The 18,395-nt window shown below is 67.0% G+C and carries 11 protein-coding genes; 9 read left to right on the forward strand and 2 right to left on the reverse strand.

The features are described from left to right. Nucleotides 1-14: 14 nt before the first annotated feature. The 7 genes from CCUG20998_RS12775 to CCUG20998_RS12805 all read left to right on the forward strand — a co-directional run bounded on the left by CCUG20998_RS12775 (nucleotide 15) and on the right by CCUG20998_RS12805 (nucleotide 9,932). On the forward strand, nucleotides 15-377 hold the full coding sequence (locus tag CCUG20998_RS12775) for a carboxymuconolactone decarboxylase family protein (RefSeq protein ID WP_011740968.1): 363 nt from the start codon (nucleotides 15-17) through the stop codon (nucleotides 375-377). Between the two features lie 196 nt (nucleotides 378-573). Further along, nucleotides 574-2,451, forward strand: coding sequence for a PE family protein (locus CCUG20998_RS12780; RefSeq protein WP_020728919.1), 1,878 nt, complete (start codon nucleotides 574-576; stop codon nucleotides 2,449-2,451). A 158-nt stretch (nucleotides 2,452-2,609) separates the two neighbouring features. Further along, nucleotides 2,610-3,851: an amino acid deaminase/aldolase gene (locus CCUG20998_RS12785; RefSeq protein ID WP_012394366.1), complete on the forward strand. Its 1,242-nt coding sequence runs from the start codon at nucleotides 2,610-2,612 to the stop codon at nucleotides 3,849-3,851. Nucleotides 3,852-3,918: 67 nt separating this feature from the next. Further along, a complete protein-coding gene (locus tag CCUG20998_RS12790; RefSeq protein ID WP_020728920.1) occupies nucleotides 3,919-5,124 on the forward strand; it encodes a M28 family metallopeptidase in 1,206 nt (401 codons plus the stop codon). Further along, nucleotides 5,121-6,407 (forward strand): D-arabinono-1,4-lactone oxidase, encoded by a 1,287-nt coding sequence (locus CCUG20998_RS12795; RefSeq protein WP_012394368.1) that lies wholly within the window; start codon nucleotides 5,121-5,123, stop codon nucleotides 6,405-6,407. Before CCUG20998_RS12790 ends, CCUG20998_RS12795 begins: the two co-directional genes overlap by 4 nt. A 108-nt stretch (nucleotides 6,408-6,515) precedes the next feature. Then, nucleotides 6,516-7,880 carry a wax ester/triacylglycerol synthase domain-containing protein gene (locus CCUG20998_RS12800; RefSeq protein WP_036455652.1) on the forward strand — a complete coding sequence of 455 codons (1,365 nt, stop codon included), beginning with the start codon at nucleotides 6,516-6,518 and terminating at the stop codon, nucleotides 7,878-7,880. Nucleotides 7,881-8,645: 765 nt separating this feature from the next. Continuing rightward, on the forward strand, nucleotides 8,646-9,932 hold the full coding sequence (locus tag CCUG20998_RS12805; RefSeq protein ID WP_020728923.1) for a PPE family protein: 1,287 nt from the start codon (nucleotides 8,646-8,648) through the stop codon (nucleotides 9,930-9,932). 352 nt (nucleotides 9,933-10,284) lie between these two features. On the opposite strand, the gene CCUG20998_RS12810 is transcribed toward CCUG20998_RS12805, so the two are convergent. Beyond that, entirely contained in the window at nucleotides 10,285-10,839 is a 555-nt protein-coding gene (locus tag CCUG20998_RS12810; RefSeq protein ID WP_020728924.1) for a TetR/AcrR family transcriptional regulator, read from the reverse strand. A gap of 470 nt (nucleotides 10,840-11,309) precedes the next feature. Between CCUG20998_RS12810 and CCUG20998_RS12815 the strand changes: the two genes are divergently transcribed. Both CCUG20998_RS12815 and CCUG20998_RS12820 read left to right on the forward strand, forming a co-directional pair. Continuing rightward, on the forward strand, nucleotides 11,310-16,001 hold the full coding sequence (locus CCUG20998_RS12815; RefSeq protein ID WP_116267851.1) for a PE family protein: 4,692 nt from the start codon (nucleotides 11,310-11,312) through the stop codon (nucleotides 15,999-16,001). A gap of 233 nt (nucleotides 16,002-16,234) precedes the next feature. Next, nucleotides 16,235-17,449, forward strand: a complete 1,215-nt coding sequence (locus CCUG20998_RS12820; RefSeq protein WP_050674532.1) for a cytochrome P450 — start codon at nucleotides 16,235-16,237, stop codon at nucleotides 17,447-17,449. A 55-nt stretch (nucleotides 17,450-17,504) separates the two neighbouring features. Here CCUG20998_RS12820 and CCUG20998_RS12825 read toward each other — a convergent pair whose 3' ends face one another. Continuing rightward, the gene (locus CCUG20998_RS12825) at nucleotides 17,505-18,104 is read right to left on the reverse strand and encodes a TetR/AcrR family transcriptional regulator (protein ID WP_020728928.1); all 600 of its coding nucleotides are present in this window, start codon (nucleotides 18,102-18,104) and stop codon (nucleotides 17,505-17,507) included. Between the last annotated feature and the right edge of the window lie 291 nt (nucleotides 18,105-18,395).

The raw sequence follows: 18,395 nt of genomic DNA on the forward strand, positions 1-18,395 counted from the left end.
GGGGTAATACAGCTATGTCAGACCAGCACCATCACGAGGTTCTCGAGGAATTGCGGCCCCAACACCGGGCGCTTCGTCAGCAGATCCCGGAGGTCTACAAGGGATTCGCGGCGCTCAGCGGTGCCGCCTTCGCCGACGGCTCCCTCAGCCGCAAGGTCAAGGAGCTCATGGCGATGGCGATCGGTGTCGTGGAAGGGTGTGACGGCTGCATTGCCTCCCATGCCCAGGCTGCCGCACGTGCGGGGGCCACTCCGGAGGAAGCCGCTGAGGCCATCGGCGTAACCATCTTGATGCACGGCGGACCGGCCACGATTTACGGTGCGCGGGCCTACACCGCGTTTTGCGAATTCGCGGAGGCCCAAACCAACGCCACCTGATGGTCTCAGCTGCTGCGCGGCGTTCCCGGAAGCGTCGGAAGTGCGGCCGGCTGAAACGTTCCGGCGCCATCGAGCGAAACGCTTGATAGGTCACCCGCAAATGCGGGGTGTGCTGACTTGATAGCGATACCCTTGCCGAGGGTTCGATGGCGACCGGGCGGCTGCCGGGTCTGTGTGACGTGGTGGGAGGTCACTGATGTCGTATCTCATCGCAGCGCCAGAGATGGTGGCTGCGGCGGCTACCGATCTGGCGAGCGTTGGCTCATCGATAAGCGCGGCCAATGCCGCCGCCGCTGCCCCAACGATGTCGGTGCTCGCCGCTGGCGCTGACGAGGTATCGGCTGTGGTCGCGGCGTTGTTCGACGCACATGCCCAGGCCTATCAGTCCCTGAGTGCGCAGGCCGCGCTGTTTCATGAGCAGTTCGTGCAGGCGCTCAACGCGGGTGCGGGTTCCTACGCTCTGGCCGAGGCGGCCAGCGTCTCACCCCTGCAGGACGCGCTGAACCTGATCAATGCACCGACCCAGGCGCTCTTCGGCCGGCCGCTGATCGGCAATGGCGCAGACGGGGCGCCGGGAACCGGGCAAAGCGGTGGTAATGGCGGGTTTCTGTACGGCAACGGCGGCAACGGCGGGTCCGGCGCCAACAATCAGGGTGGGGGCAACGGCGGCAGTGCCGGGCTCTGGGGCAACGGCGGCAGCGGCGGAGCCGGGGGAGACTCCACCGTCGCGGGTGTCAACGGATTCAACGGGGGTGCCGGGGGCAGCGGCGGGCTGCTGTGGGGCAACGGCGGTGCCGGCGGGGCCGGCGGCAACGGCGGCGGCGCTCCGCTAGCCGGGTTTGTGGGTACCAGCGGCGGAAACGGCGGCAACGGTGGAGGGGCAGGACTGCTCTACGGCTACGGAGGTGCCGGTGGCGCCGGCGGGACCGGCGGGGTGGCGCCGCCCACCGGCGTCGGGCAGACCATTCTGTCGGCGGGCGGCGTTGGCGGGACCGGGGGTGCCGGCGGCGGTGGTGCGGCTCTGATCGGCTTCGGTGGTGCCGGCGGCACCGGTGGCACCGGTGGGCTCAGCGACACGACGACCGAGACCATCGGCGGATATGGCGGCATGGGCGGGCTCGGTGGTCAGAGCGGGGTCCTGTTCGGCACGCCCGGTGCAGGTGGGGCCGGTGGCGCCGGAGGTGCCGGCGTCGGGACGTTCGCGAGCCCCGGTGGACATGGCGGCTCCGGCGGCGATGCCGGCGCAATTGGTTTGTTCGGCAACGGCGCGGCCGGCGGCGACGGCGGTATCGGGGGCGATGGCGCCAGCGGTGGCAATGACGGGGGCAACGGCGGGGTGGGTGGCCTCGGTGGCGTAGGCGGCCCGGGAGGCTGGATCTTCGGCACGGGCGGGGCCGGCGGTAACGGTGGCCTCGGTGGTTCCGGAGGCACGGGCGTGGTCACCGACGGTTTTGCCGGCTCAGGGGGCTTTGGTGGTGCCGGCGGTGACGCCCAGTTCCTTGGTTTCGGCGGCACCGGCGGCAGCGGTGGCGGTATCGGTGCCGGTGAAACCGCAGCGGTGCCGTTGACAACCCAGCCGGTGGGCGGGACTGGCGGCAATGGTGGGCGAGCCGGGCTGTTCTTCGGGGTCGGCGGGACCGGGGGCAACGGTGGGGCCACCAGCACCAACGGGGCGCTGTATGCCACCGGCGGCAACGGCGGTGACGGCGGCCTGATCTTCGGCAACGGCGGTACCGGCGGAAACGGTGGCGCGGGCGGGGGCACCAGCGTCGGCGCGGGCGGCCAGGGTGGCGCGGCCTCGGCGTTCTTCGGCAATGGCGGAGCCGGCGGCGATGGCGGCGCGGGCGGCCAGGGAGCGGGCGGTGCCGGCGGCTCGGGTGCGCTGTTCTTCGGCAACGGCGGTGCCGGGGGCAACGGTGCGCCAGGGGGCACGGGCGTCGGTGGTACCGGCGGCAGTGCGGTGCTCATCGGCAACGGGGGCGACGGCGGCGACGGTACCGGAGGCGCGGCCGGTGGCGCCGGCGGTAGCGGCGGATTCATCTTCGGCCAGAACGGGTCGAACGGACTTCCCTAGCGCGCACGGACCCCGCCGGCGGCAATTCAAGGGAAATTTGCACATCCCTGCGCAAATTCGCAGGCGATCCGCACACAATGTGGCATATCCGGTGATCCCTGGGCGCAACATGGCCGATCCTCTGTCACTGCGTGGGCCACGTTCAGTAGGGTGGCGGCGTGCACGAGGTGGGTCGCGAGCAACGCTCGGACGAGATGGCCAGGCTAGATGAGCAGAATCGGTTACAGCGGTACGAGGAAGCGTTTGCCGACCAAGATGCACCGTTTGCGTTCGTGGACCTCGACGCGATGTGGAGCAATGCCGGCCAAATGCTTTCGCGCGCGGGCGACAAGCCGATCAGGGTGGCGTCCAAGTCATTGCGATGCAGGCCGCTGCAGCGCGAAATCCTGGACTCGAACCCACGATTCGAAGGTCTGATGACCTTCACGCTGGCCGAGACCCTCTGGCTGGCCGGACAGGGCTTCGACAACCTGTTGCTTGCCTATCCGACAACCGATCGCACCGGGCTGCGTGAGCTGGGCGAGCTAACCGCCGAAAACCCCGCGCGGGCGCCGATCGTCATGGTCGATAGCGTCGAACACCTCGACCTGATCGACCGAGCAACCGACAGGCCGGTTCGGCTGTGCCTGGACCTCGACGCCGGCTATTGGCGAGCGGGAGGACGGGTCAAGGTCGGCCCGAAGCGCTCACCGTTGCACACCCCCGAACAAGCACGCGAGCTTGCGCTGGAGATCGCCCGGCGGCCACGGCTGAGACTGGTCGCACTCATGTCCTACGAAGGCCACATCGCCGGGTTCGGGGACCAGGTGGCAGGCAAATTCGCCCAAAACGCGATCGTGCGCTGGATGCAGCGCGAATCCTTCGCAGAGCTGCGCGAACGCCGCGCTCGCGCCGTTGAACTGGTCAGCGAGGTCGCTGAACTCGAGATCGTCAATGCCGGCGGCACCGGAGACCTTCAACTGGTCGCCCACGAGTCCGCGGTCACCGAAGCGACCGCCGGCTCCGGGTTCTACGCGCCGACATTGTTTGACTCCTACTCGGCGTTCTCCCTGCAGCCAGCGGCGATGTTTGCGTTGCCGATATGCCGCCGACCCGGAGCCAAGACCGTCACCGCGCTCGGCGGCGGCTACCTGGCCAGCGGAGTCGGAGCAAAAGACCGGATGCCCAGCCCCTATCTGCCCAGCGGGTTGAAGCTCGACCCGATGGAGGGCACCGGCGAGGTGCAGACACCGCTGTCGGGCCGCGCGGCGCGACGGCTCAAGGTTGGCGACAAGGTCTACTTCCGCCACACCAAGGCCGGCGAACTTTGTGAGCGATTCGATCGCTTGTATCTGGTTCGTGGCGCGCAGGTCGTCGACGTCGTCCCGACCTACCGGGGTGAGGGACGCACATTTCTCTAACGAGCCAATAGCCTTCGGCGCCGGAAAAGGTTTGCCTCGCTTACGAATTGCGCGATAAGGAGCTGCAATGAGTCCGATCACGGTACTGCCTACCGAGCTTGCCACGATGCGCACGATCATCGAGACGCTGGCACCGATCGAGCGATCGGCCGGTGACCCGGGTGAGCACGAGGCGGCACTGCGGATCGTGGACTGGCTTGATGCGGCTGGGGCGCAACATGCACGTATCGAAGAGGAGCAGTTCTACGACGGCTATCCGCAGCTACACGCCAGATTGTCGGCGGTCGGGGTCGGCGCGGCCGCCGCCGGGCTGATCAGTCGGCGGCTGCGCGGCGTTGCCGCGCTCGCCGGCGTGGGAGCCGGACTGGCGATCGCCGATGACTGCTCGAACGGGGTGCGCATCGCACGCAAGTCGCTCCAACAGCGGCGAACGACGTGGAATGTTGTGGCCGAGGCCGGAGACCTTGACGGGCAGGAGACGGTTGTGGTGTGCGCCCACCATGACGCCGCCCACAGCGGAAAGTTCTTTGAGCCGGGCTATCAACGCTTCTTTGTCGAGCGGTTCCCGGGGATCGTCGAGCGCATTGACACCTCGCTACCGAACTGGTGGCCGTCAATCTTGGCGCCGATCGTCGCCGGTGTCGGTGCTTGGCGCGGTAGCCGGAAAACGATGATCGCGGGCGCAGCCATGAGCGCGATCGGAGTAGCGGCGTTCACCGACATCGCTCGCAGTCCAATCGTGCCCGGGGCCAACGACAACCTCTCGGCCGTCGCGTTGCTTGTTGCCCTCGCCGAGCGGCTACGCGAGCGACCGGTGCCGGGCGTGCGGGTGCTACTGGTGTCACTCGGCGCCGAAGAACAACTGCAGGGTGGCGTTTACGGATTTGTCGCCCGCCACAAGCCCGAACTGGACCGGGACCACACGTATTTCCTCAATTTCGACACCATCGGCTCGCCCGAACTCATCATGCTCGAAGGTGAAGGCACCACGGTTATGGAGGATTACTACCATCGGCCATTCCGTGACCTGGTGGCGCGTGCCGCCGACCGGGCCGAGGCGCCGCTGCGGCGCGGCATGCGCTCTCGCAACAGCACCGACGCCGTGATCATGAGCCGGGCGGGTTACCCGACGGCGTGCTTCTCGTCGATCGACCGCCACAAAGCGCTGTCGAATTACCATCAGATGTCCGATACGCCGGACAACGTCAATTATGAGACGGTGGCACACGCGGTCACCGTGGCCGAGTCGGTAGTGAGGGAGTTGGCGCGGTGAAAACTGTGTGGAGAAATTGGGCTGGCGAGCAGTACTGTGCGCCGTCGGAGATTGTCCGGCCAGCTTCGGAAGCCGAATTGGCAGAGCTTGTCGCAAAAGCCGGCCAGCGCGGCGAGCGAGTGCGCGCGGTCGGCAGCGGGCACTCGTTCACCGACTGCGCATGCACTGACGGAGTGATGGTCGACATGGCCGGGATGCAGCGGATCGTCAACGTGGATCCCGAGGCCGGGCTGGCCACTGTCGAGGGCGGGGCCAAACTGCGTCCACTCTTTTCGCAGCTCGCAGAGCACGGTCTGGCGCTGGAAAACCAGGGCGACATCGACAAGCAGTCCATCACCGGTGCGACCGCGACCGCGACGCATGGGACCGGAGCCCGCTTCGCCAACGTGTCGGCGCAAATCGTTGCGCTACGACTGGTCACCGCCAGCGGTGAGGTCCTAGAGCTATCCGAGGGTGATGACTATCTGGCAGCACGGGTGTCTATCGGCGCTCTCGGGGTGATTTCGCAGCTCACCCTCAAGGTAGTGCCGCTGTTCACGTTGCATCGTGACGACGAGCTCAAGCCCCTCGCTGAAACGCTCGAGCGGCTCGATGAGCATGTCGACAACAACGACCACTTCGAGTTTTTCGTGTTTCCCTATGCCGAGACGGCGCTGACACGGACCACGCGCCGCAGCGAAGAGCCCCCCATGCCCGTACCCGAGTGGAGGCGTCGGGTGGGGGACCAATTCGAAAACGTTGGATTAGGCCTTGTCTGCCGGACCGGTCGGCAGTTCCCCAGCACAGCACCGAAACTGAATCGTCTGTTGACGAGTTTGATGTCGCCCTCGAGCGTGCAAGATCGTGGTTGGAAGGTCTACCCGAGTCCGCGCAACGTCAAATTCACCGAGATGGAGTACGCGATTCCGCGTGAGAATGCGCGGGAGGCGGTTCGCCGCGTCATCGAGGTCGTGCGCCGTCGCGACTTGCCGATCATGTACCCCCTCGAGGTCCGCTTCAGCGCTCCCGACGATGCGTTTCTGTCCACCGCCTACGAGCGGGACACCTGCTATATCGCGGTGCATCAGTACACCGGGATGGAATTCGAGACCTACTTCCGGGCGGTCGAAGCGATCATGGATGAGTACGGCGGCCGGCCACACTGGGGCAAGCGTCACTATCAACGGGCTGCCAGCCTGCGGGAGCGCTATCCGGCCTGGGACCGCTTCACCGCGGTCCGCGACCGGCTGGATCCCAACCGCGTCTTTCTCAATGACTACACCCGGCGGGTGCTGGGCGCCTGACCCGGGGGTCGACTAACGGCCCCAATTCATGGGGACCAAAGTCATTGGCGGCCAACACGCTAGTGACCCCGGTCACGGACTGGCGTACGTTTTGTGCGTGGAGTCAACATGACCGAATTCATGCGCAATAGTGACGCGTTTACCTGGTCGATGGAAAGCGATCCGCGCCTTCGATCCACCGTCGTCACGGTCTTGTTGCTGGATCGATCTCCGGATTGGGATGAGGTTCGCCAGCGGTTCGACCTGATCAGCCGTGAGATGCCGATGTTTCGGCAGCGGGTGGTGGAATCCCCGCCACCCGCTCCGCCTCGATGGGAGCCCGACGCCGACTTCGAGTTGGACTACCACATGCGGCGGGTGACGGTGTCCGGAGCCGGGACGTTCGAGGATGTGCTCGAGATGGCCCGGTTGGCCGAGATGCAAGACTTCGACCGGGCCAGGGCGCTGTGGGAGACGACGCTGATCGAGGGCCTCCAAGATGGTGGTGCCGCCGTGATCTGCAAGTTCCACCACGCGCTCACCGATGGTGTCGGTGGCGTCCAGATCGCCATGCACCTGTTTGACCTGTCCGCAGAGGTCGGTGCACACCCGTCGCTGCCGGCGGTTGCGGAACTGCCCCGGCATTCGTGGCTCGACGGGTACCGCGACTCCTGGCGCTACGGTGTGTCCATGCTGGCCAGAGCGTTAACCGGAGCGATCAAGGGGGGGCCGCTGTTGCTGTACAACAGCCTGCGGCGGCCCGTAGTGACAGCGCGATCGGCCGCAGCCAACGCCGCCTCGGTTTACCGAACCGTTCGGCCACTGAACCACACCGGTTCTCCGCTGATCAAGGAACGCAGTTTGATCCGGCATCTCGGCGTCCTCGAGGTGCCTCGGCTGCAGTTGCGCGAGGCCGCCCACCGATGCGGGGGTGCACTCAACGACGCATTCGTGGCCGGAGTGGCCGGTGGACTACGCCTTTATCATGAGAAACACGGTGTCGGCGTTGGTGACCTACACCTGACGATGCCGATCAGTCTGCGAACCGATGACGATGGTATGGGCGGCAACCGTATCACCATCATGCGCTTCGATATTCCGGTCGGCAAAGCCGACCCGGCACAGCGAATCAAGGCCATACACGAGCGGGTCAGCGCGGTGCGACAGGAAAAGTCGCTGCCGCATACGCAAGCCATCGCCGGCTTTTTGAACCTGATGCCGCGGTGGTACATAGGTTCGGTTCTGCGGCATGTTGATTTTCTGACCAGCGATGTGCCCGGGGTGCCCGTGCCGGTGTTTCTGGGCGGGGCCGCAGTGCGCACCCAATACGCATTTGGTCCAACGATCGGTGCGGCGGTCAACGTCACCCTGTTGTCCTACGTGGATAGCTGCGCGCTCGGCATCAATGTCGATACCGGCGCCATCCCCGACTACGACGTGTTTTATAGCGCTCTGGTCGCTGGCTTTGACGAAGTCTTAGCGCTTGCGGTCTGATTCGCTGCAAGAAGTCGCATCCGGCACCGCCCGAGGGTGGCTTCTGTCGGTTCGCGACTCCAGGCGGGAAGCACGAGATGCCCCGGCGGCAACCTGACCGAGCGGCTTCGGTTGTAACGCTTGCCGCGCCGGCATCGTTGAACTGTGCCGCCTGCCAATAATGAAGACGGGTAAGGCAAGCACGCCGGGATCCGGTGATGAGCGGTAACACTGCGATCGGCCGGGCTATCCAGCCATGCCGTGGTCGCGATTCAGGTTGACTCCCGCGGCAGGTTCAGTGTCAATCCTGTTGACAGAAAATGGTTTTGGCCAGACTCACATGGAATTAATGTGCGCTAGTCAGCCCCGAGGTTCCATGACCATGAGAAATGGTCAGAAGGCGTCCTTATTGGAAGTCCCAGTGCCGCCGAAGTACTGACGAGCCCCCATACGCTCACTACCGTATGCCGCACATTCCGGTCGCGATGACGCGTTCACGGGAGTTGCTAGGACGGAACGCGGTTGATCGATACCTCGATTGGTGGTGGGTATCGGCGGTCACCCCGCAGCCTCTATCGGGGCAGGGCGAGGTCGAAAGGGGCTTATGGTCGTGACGCGATTAACTTCCGAGGGTTGGGCAACGGCCAGCAAGACGATGCTTCCGGTATCAAATCTGGCGAATTGGCAAAGCGGGGCGGGGTTTTCCAGTCGAACCCTGGCCGGGATCGGGGACGCCGGTGGCGATATCGCGACAGCGGCTTCGCGTGCAACTTCAAGAGGTCTGTAATGACGGCGTCCGTATGGATAGCCTGGCCGCCGGAGGTACTTTCGGGTGCATTGTGGAGTGGCTCGGGCCCTGGTCCGCTGTTCACCGCCGCCGCGGCGTGGGGCTCGCTGGGTGCCGAATACGCCACGGCAGCAGACGAGTTGGCTGCAGAGCTGGCTGGGATACAGGTCGGGGCGTGGCAGAGCCCTGGTGCCGAGAGTTGTATGGCCGCGTATCTGCCCTATCTGCAGTGGTTAGCTCAGAACAGCACCGTCTGCGGTGAATCGGCGGCCCAGCTCGAAATCGTGGCAACGGCATATATCAGTGCGTTAGCGGCGATGCCGACGCTGACTGAGCTGGCGGCCAACCACACCACTCACGCGGTGTTGTTGGGGACGAACTTCTTCGGTATCAACACTATTCCAATTGCACTCAATGAGGCCGACTACGTCCGCATGTGGGTGCAGGCCGCCACCACGATGGGCGCCTATGACGCGATCTCGGCTGTGGCGCTGGCCTCAGCGCCACACAACTCGCCCGCGCCAGTGATCCTCAAAGATCCTGAAATGGGACCGGCCGGTAGCGCGGGAACCACCGCAGCCATAGGCGGCGCCGAGGTCATCGGCAGCATCTGGTCGTGGATTGTAGGGATGCTTGTTTGGGTCTGGCAAGGGATTCTCGAAGTGGCCTATTTGGGCATAACGGTCGTATTTTTGTTTTGGGAGTTCTTCATACCGCTTCTGTTGTCATTGCTGCAGGGTCTCCTTGGGCTAATTGGAGGGCTACTTTCAGCTATCGGCGCGTTCCTTGCCGACTGGGTTCCGTTTCTCTTGGGGGCCGTTGTGGCGTTGTTGTGGAACTATCCGCTGGCGACGTTGCTCTTAGTGCTGGGTTCAAGTGCTCTCGTCCCAGTCGGCCTTGGTGCCACGGCCGCGATTACCTTGCCAATCGCGTTGCCGCTTGGCATTGGCGGCTACGTCAACTATCGGGATCAGTCGGCGCCCGATTTCTCCGGCGCCGAATCCGATACCGGCACTGATCGGATCACGTCTCACCCCCTCGATTCGGATTCCGCGACCACTGATGACTCGGTCGACGCGAACCCCGTCGAGATGATGGCACCGAGGCACATACCTGCGGAGGTGGCGCAGCCGTCTGGCGAAGTGGCTACGGTGGCGGGCTTTGCCGATACTGCTGGCTCCCCGGCGACGGCTTCGGCTAGGGGTTGGTCGACGTCAACTGCTTCAGGTATCCCGATGGTCCCGTCAACGTGGGCCACGAGTGCCGTCGGGGCCGGCCAGCAATGATCTCCCCGGATGAGGTCTTTCAGGTGGGGTATGGCTGACTACCAGTCCAGCTTCGGTGGCGAGCAAGCCGACAGTGGTCCGGGAAGTGACTGCCGGACATCTGAATTGATCCGACAATGCGGAAATGCGACCGCATCGGCTGTGGCCAGGTGGGTGCCGCGCCCAGCGCCGGTACCAATATCCCGTCTTGAGATAACACGATCACCCGCCGTAGCGGGGATATCAGCGATGCGTCGCAACGCTGTTTCGGGCGATGGACTTCCAGTTCGACGGCACCGCCGACGGTGGGAGACTGCAGCCCCCAGGCCGCGCGGCACCGGGACCCACTCACGGGTATCCCTCGCGGCCACCGCTACTCGGCGAATACCGGTGCGACGAACTTCTCGACCATGAGGCGTTCGACGTCTTCGCTTTCGGCCGGCCAGTACATCAGCGATAGCACTACGCGGACCACCCATTTCGCGGCGTGGGGATCACCGCCGGCAAGTCCGGTGAGGTCGCTGGCCACACCCGCAAGCAGCGGCGAGTCGGCAAGCCAGGCGACTTCCTGAGTGCCGCCATGAATCGAGCTGATCATGAGTTGGCCGAGCGGGTCGGCTCGAATGCGTTGGACCGACAAGATGATCGCGGCGACGACGCGTTCTCGGCCGCTAAGATTCTCCACCGCCGAGCGGACGGAGTCGGCGATGCGTGCGGCAGCGCGTTTGACAACAACGTTGCGGATGTCGTTCTTACCGCCGACGTAGCGATAGACGGTCGCGCGCGAACAATGGACGAGGGTCGCAAGCCTGTCGATGTCGAGTTGGTTGATTCCCTCGTGGGCGATGAGGTCGGTGGCGGCGTCATAAATTCGATCGGCGGCGGCGCGGCGCCGATCGCCTCCGACGAGCCAGTCGTCGTTGGGCACTGGTCAGTGTCCTCCCCGCTCGAAATACCAAGTGGCAAGTTGTTCAAAGTAAATAACATTCTTCCGCACAGAGGTGGCGAATCAGGGTGTGGCGCAAGGTTTGGTCCCCGCAGCTGATCTTGGTGCCAGCATGTTGATGTCAAGGGCATCCACTCCGGTGTTCGAGATGGGATCGATCATGGCTTGGTCTGAGAGTTCCGGGCGGGTCGGTGATCACCTCGTGTGAGCCACATTCTTACCTTTGCGTACTGAAAGCCGCCCCCCGTTTTTGAGAAATTCATAACTTCTCAATGTGAGACGGACTCGTCCATCTATCTGGCTGCTATCAGAGGTCCAAGCCCCGGCCTGAGACGACGTCGGGTGCCGCTAGCGGGCCTGTGTATCAAGTGTGTGCGACGCCGTTGACCTCGAAATCTGGGCTGGCAAGGCTGGCCCACGGAGCTCTCGTCAACGAGTGGGTAGGGGTGGGAATGTCGTTTGTGAATGTGTTGCCGGAGTATGTGGCCGCGGCTGCGTCAGACCTAGCGCGGATCGGGTCTTTGGTCGGCACCGCCAATGCACAGGCCGCGGGGGCCACTACCAGCGTGCTCGCCGCTGGTGGCGATGAGGTGTCGGAGGCGATTGCGGCGCTGTTCGGCGCACACGCTGTCGAGTATCGGTCCATCAGTACGCGGATGGCGGCCTTTCACGACGACTTCGTGCAGACAATGCGCGCGGGAGTGGGGTCCTACGCGGCCGCAGAGGTGGGCAATGCTGCACCCCTGCAGGCCGTGGAACAGGCTGCGCTGCAACTGATCAATGCTCCCACGCAATCCTGGTTCGGGCGTCCGTTGATCGGCAACGGTGCCGATGGAGCTGCCGGCACCGGGCAAGCAGGCGGGGCCGGCGGCATTTTGTGGGGCAATGGCGGCAATGGCGGCTCGGGAGGCACCGGCCAGACCGGCGGCGCTGGTGGGGCGGCGGGATTATTCGGTAATGGCGGTGCCGGGGGCGCGGGCGGCGCTGCCGGCGCGTCGGGCACCGGTGCTGCTGGCGGGGCCGGTGGCAGCGGCGGGATTCTCTACGGCAACGGCGGAATTGGCGGCGCCGGTGGACAGGGAATGGTCGGAGGTGCGGGAGGCTCCGGTGGTTGGTCCGGGCTCTGGGGCGCCGGTGGTGCCGGTGGTGCCGGTGGGGCCGGGGGCAGCGGCGCCCTCGACGGCGGGGTCGGTGGTGCTGGCGGAAACGCGGGGTTGCTGGGTAGCGGTGGTACCGGTGGCGCCGGTGGTGGTGCTGGTTCGGGCGACGGCGGGGTCGGTGGCGCTGGCGGCGATGGCGGCCGGTGGTATGGCAATGGCGGGGTCGGTGGTGTCGGCGGAAGCGGTGCAGCTGTCGGTACCGGTGGCAACGGCGGTGTGGGGGGCGACTCCGGATTTTGGGGTAACGGCGGGCGCGGTGGTGCGGGCGGGGATGGCGGCACCGGATTGGCGGTCGGCGCCGGTGAGTCCGGTGGAGTCGGCGGTGACGCAGGTAGCGGCGGCGCCGGTGGTAGCGGTGGCTGGTTGATTGGTGCCGGTGGGGCGGGCGGCTCGGGCGGTATCGGGGGCACCGGTGGCGCCGGTGGTACCGGAGCCGACGGGCTCGTGCCGGCTAGCGCCGGTGGCACGGGTGGCAACGGCGGCAATGGCGGCGCCGGTGGCATCGGCGGTGCTGGAGGCAAGGGCGGCTTGATCCGCTTCCTGGGCGGCCAGGGTGCCGGTGGGACCGGTGGTCAGGGCGGTGCCGGTGGGGCCGCTGGTGATGGTGGCGCCGGCGCCGCGGGCACGTTCGCGGGCGCGGGCGATGGCACCGGTGGAGCCGGTGGGCGCGGCGGCGACTCGGGCCTGGGTGGCGCTGGTGGCGCCGGAGGGTCCGGATCGACTACGGGCGACCGTGGCGCGGACGGGGCCATTTCCACGTCTGGCGGCAACGGTGGCAGTGGTGGCCGTGGAGCCGACGCCGTGAGCGCCGGTGGCGACGGTGGTATCGGCGGCGTCGGTGGTGATGGCGGGTTGTATGGCAACGGCGGTGACGGTGGTGCCGGTGGGGACGGGTATGTCGGTGCTAACGGTCAAGATGCCACCGTGGCGGGTGCCTCCGGTGATGTCGGTGAAGCCGGTGGTGCCGGGGGCGCCGGTGGTGCCGGGGGCATGGGCGGTGCGCTGGCAGGCCATGGTGGTGACGGCGGTGTAGGTGGGGCTGGGGCTACCGGTGGAGCCGGTGGGCTTGGCGCGGGTGGGGTTGATGGTGTTACTGGCGCCAGCCTCGATGGCACCGACGGTGGCGATGGTGGCGCCGGTGGTGTCGGTGGGGCCGGCGGTGCGGGTGGCGCGGCTGGCCAGGCCCAGGCCGTGGGGTTCTCTGACGGCGTCCAGGGAATGGGTGGGGCCGGGGGCGGTGGCGGCGCGGGCGGGACTGCCGGTGACGGTGGCAATGGCGCTGACGCGGTGGCGGGTTCTGGCATGGCCGGGGGTGACGGCGGTAACGGCGGGAATAACGGTGCCGGCGGAATCGGTGGAGTCGGTGGAAGCGGTTCCACGACGGGCGCACACGGGGCCGACGGGGCCGCGCCCACGACTGGCGGCAACGGCGGCGCCGGCGGCGATGGTGCCGCGTTCGCAGCGACCGGTGGCGCCGGTGGCGCCGGCGGCGCCGGCGGTGACGGTGGGTTATATGGCGACGGCGGTGACGGTGGTGCCGGTGGGGACGGATACACCGGCTTTGGGGGAATTTCGTCGGTCGTAGGCGGTAATGGCACCGGCGGCGGCACCGGTGGGTCCGGTGGCAGTGGTGGTGCCGGCGGCATGGGCGGCGCCCTCGCCGGCGACGGTGGTGATGGTGGTGCCGGCGGCATCGGCGGCGCTGGTGGCCAGGGCGGAGACGGTGGTCGAGGATTCGACGGCACCAGTTTGTCGCTCGACGGCAGCGACGGTGGCAGCGGCGGTGCCGGCGGTGCCGGCGGCTCCGGTGGCAATGGCGGAGTGGCTGGCCAGGCCCAGGCCGCCGGCTTTGCCGATGGCACACAGGGTGTCGGAGGTGACGGCGGCACCGGCGGGGCTGGGGGCGGCGCCGGTAGCGGCGGTGACGGAGCAAACGCGGCCGCGGGTTCTGGTCAGGCCGGCGGCGATGGTGGTCACGGCGGCGACCCCGGAGTCGGTGGGGCCGGCGGTAGCGGCGGTAGCGGCTCCACGATGGGTGCCGAAGGCGCCGACGGCTTCAGCCCAACCAGCGGCGGCAACGGCGGCAACGGTGGCGATGGCGCCAATGCCACCCTCAACGGCGCCAGTGGTGGTGCCGGCGGAACGGGTGGCGATGGTGGGCTCTACGGCAATGGCGGCGATGGGGGCGACGGCGGCAACGGAGCCTCCGGCACAAACAGCTTCGGAGGCCTCACCCCCGGACAGGACGGCGGGGACGGCGGCGACGGCGGGGCGGGCGGAATCGGCGGAGCCGGCGGCAGCGGCGGATCCTTGGCAGGCCACGGTGGCGACGGCGGCGATGGCGGCAACGGCGGCGCCGGAGGTAAGGGGGGTGCCGCCAGCAACGGTGCCAACGGAGTGGCCGGGGGCAACCTCAACGCTGGGGACGGCGGAGACGGCGGCGATGGTGGGACGGGCGGCACCGGCGGTAACGGTGGCGACGCCGGTCAGGCTCAGGCGGCTGGATACGCCGACGGCACCCAGGGCTCCGGTGGTGACGGCGGCAACGGTGGCGCGGGAGGGAATCCGGGCGATGGCGGCGACGGCGCTAATGCGGTGGCGGGTTCCGGTGCGACCGGTGGAAATGGCGGGGACGGCGGTGATCCCGGTGCTGGAGGGGCTGGCGGCAAAGGCGGGACCGGTTTGACCACGGGGAGCACCGGCAAGGCCGGGACCAGTCCCACCAGTGGTGGTGACGGCGGCGACGGGGGGACCGGTGGCAGCGGCGCTACCGGAGCTAAAGGGGGTACCGGTGGGGCCGGTGGCGACGGTGGGCTCTACGGCAACGGCGGCGATGGTGGCACGGGCGGCGCCGGCGGCAAAGGCGCTACCGGTGCCAGCGGCACGACGCTGGGTCTCCCCGGTGACACCGGTGCTACCGGAGGAACCGGTGGTGACGGAGGGGCTGGGGGTCTCGGAGGAGCCCAAGCCGGCAACGGTGGCGCTGGCGGTGCCGGAGGAACCGGCGGAGTCGGCGGCCAGGGCGGCACCGGCGCCACCGGTTTGTCGATGCCCACGGGCTCGGGCGTGCCAGGTGGTGGCGGGTCTACCGGTGGTTTGGGCGGCACCGGCGGAACCGGCGGGACGGGAGGACTCGGTGGCCAGGCCCAGGCAGGCGGGTTCCAGGACGGCGCCGACGGCGCCGGGGGCGCCGGTGGCCAAGGCGGAATCGGTGGGACCGGCGGAACCGGCGGTGCTGGCGGCAGCGGTAGCTATGCCACGGGGTTTGGTACCGGCGGAACCGGGGGAACCGGGGGAACCGGGGGTTCGGCCGGCCAGGGCGGCAGTGGGGGCGGTGGCGGCCTCAGCGGCGACGGATCGAGCACCGGCGCAACGGGGGCATCGGGCAGCGCCGGAACCGGTGGTACGGGCGGCGTCGGCGGTGACGGCGGCGACTCGAACAGCGGCAAAGGCGGTCGGGGCGGCTTGGGAGGCGCGGGCGGCACCGGCGCGACTGGCGGCACCGGGGGTAGCGGAGGGGACGGCGGCGATTCCTACTTTGGCGCCAATGGCGGCACCGGCGGCACCGGCGGCACCGGCGGAACTGGTACCTCGCAAGGCGGAGATGGTGGCTCGGGCGGTGACGGCGGCGACGGAGGCGATACATCGGGCGGGCTAAGCAGTGCAGGTGATGGAGGGAGCGGTGGAGCCGGCGGATTCGGCGGTATCGGGCTCAACGGTTCAGGCGGTGACGGCGGCCATGGCGGGGCCGGCGGAGCGGGGGGCCTGGGCACCGATACGGGAGTCCCACCCTTCAGCGTGACCGAACCCGGGGGCGCGGGCGGAAACGGCGGGGCCGGCGGCACCGGTGGGATGGGAGTAGTCGATGGGAGCGCCTACCCCGGCCAAAACGGCTCCGGCGGAGCCACCGGCGGGGCACCCTCAGGCATCAATGGCGGCTCTGGCGGTAACGGCGGTCAGGGAGGCTTCGGTGGCGGAGGCTAGGGGCCGGGCGCCGGCCAGCGCTATCGAGTCGGTGTGCGGCTGGCGCGGGTGAGAACCGGTTGGAACGGGTGGGCCTGGATCTCTCAGCGTGAGACAAACCTCGCCATGTTGGCCTCAGTATGCGCAGGTATGACGCCCGCGCTGAGATTGACAGAGGTCATGGTGCTGGGGGGCCGTTCTAGACTTGTTGCCGCGCCGTTGACGTGCCGTTTTCTGCCCCCCAGGCTGGAGCAATGAAAGTCGCGAGCGATGCCATGACATTTTTTGGCACCGAATCTCTGCAGAATCCGTACCCGCTGTACGAGCGTATGCGCGCGGAGGGGCCGGTGCATCGCATTGCGGACTCGGATTTCTACGCCGTGTGCGGCTGGGACGCGGTCAACGACGCCATCAGCCGCCCCGAAGACTTCTCGTCCAACCTGACCGCGACCATGACGTATTCGCCGTACGGAAAAATCGCGGCGTTCCAGATGGATCAGCTGGGCGGGCCCACCCATGTGTTGGCCACCGCGGACGATCCCGCCCACGCGGTACACCGCAAGCTGTTGGTGCGCCATCTGGCGGCCAGGCGCATCCACAGCTTGGAACGGTTCATCTCCGAGACTGCGGAACGGCTTTGGTTCGATGAATTGCAGGGCGGGCGTATCGAATGGATGGACGCCATCGCCAACCGTTTGCCGATGATGGTCGTCGCCGAACTCATCGGCCTGCCTGACGCGGACATCGCCCAGTTGGTCCAGTGGGGCTACGGCGCAACCCAGCTGCTAGAGGGGCTCGTCGACCAAGACCAGCTCGCCGACGCAGGCATCGCTGTGATGCAGCTCAGTGGCTATATCACCGAGCAATTCGCCCGGGCCGCAGCCGACCCGCAGGAGAATCTCTTGGGCGAGCTGGCTACCGCGTGTGCGACCGGGGAGCTGGACAGCCTGACCGCCAACCTGATGATGGTGATGCTGTTCGCCGCCGGGGGTGAGTCCACGGCATCGCTGCTGGGGAGCGCGGCGTGGATACTGGCCACCCGCCCCGACATCCAGCAGCAGGTGCGCGACAATCCGCAGCTGCTCGGCGCGTTCGTTGAAGAAACGCTGCGTTACGAAGCCCCCTTCCGGGGCCACTACCGGCACGTACGAAATGACACCATGCTGGGCGGCCTGGATCTGCCTGCTGACTCGCACCTGCTGTTGATGTGGGGGGCGGCCAATCGAGACCCGGTCCAGTTCGATGCGCCCGAGGAGTTCCGCCTCGATCGGCCGGGCGGCAAGGGCCACATCAGTTTCGGCAAAGGGGCTCACTTCTGCGTCGGGGCCGCGCTGGCACGCCTGGAGGCACAGATCGTGCTGCGGCTGCTGCTGGAACGAACCACAGTGATCGAGGCCGCCGATGTCGGGCGATGGTTGCCCAGCATGCTGGTTCGCCGGCTGGAAAATCTCGAACTGGCCGTGAGGTAAGGCCGCTCTACAGCGGTGCAACACCATTGATAACCCATACGGGTTTGGGCCAAAGCTATGAGACGGGTTCGGCGACGCGTGAGTTGTTTGCGTCAAGTCCCGATTCGTGGCCAAACGCCGGGCCGATAAACCGGTGCACGAGTTGGCGTTCGGTCTCCTCGTCCTCGGCGGGCCAAAGGATCAGCGACAGCACCACTCGAACCAGCCACCCCCCGGCCTGGTGATCACCGCCGGTGATTCCGGCAAGATCGGCCGCGAAGTTGGCTACCAGCTGGGAACCCACGAACCACTCGGCCCCGTCTGCGCTCTTGGGGAACGATCCGACAAGATGCCGGCCCAATGGGTCGGAACGGACACCGGCAAGCGCAAACTCGACCGAGGCGACCACTCGCTCAGCGCCAGTGAGGCTTTCGGCCTGTGCGCGAACGGATTCGACGATGCGCGCCGCGGCCCGCGCGATGACAACATCGCGGATCTTGGCTTTGCCCCCGGCGTAGCGATAGATGGTCGCTCGCGAGCAGTGCACTCGGGCGGCTAGCTTGTCGATGTCGAATGCGCTGAGTCCGTCGCTTGCGATCAACTCGGCGGCTGCGTCGTAGATCAGTTCGGCGGCGACGGCACTGCGGTCTCCGACAATCCAATTCTTACCAGGCATTTGAGTGGGCGTCCTTTCTGTCGAACCGCCGGTTTTTAGGTTTGTTCTCGTCGCGAGAAGGCATCCGCGACTCAGCCCTTTCATCAGTGCGGGTAGCTTTCTCGCAATTGATGGGTGCGGGCGAGACGTGTCAGCAGGGTGGGGTGCCGGTTCCGGCCATGGCGGGACCACGGCCCGGTTTGAAACAGAACCATATTCGGCTTTTTTCAGCTCTTCTCGCGATTCGCGGAGTTGAGACGGCCGCGGTAATAAATCTCCGGGTAACCGCAGGTGGCGGTCCAGCATTGAGAC

The organism is Mycobacterium marinum (genome assembly GCF_003391395.1).
In the GTDB taxonomy this organism is placed as follows: domain Bacteria; phylum Actinomycetota; class Actinomycetes; order Mycobacteriales; family Mycobacteriaceae; genus Mycobacterium; species Mycobacterium marinum.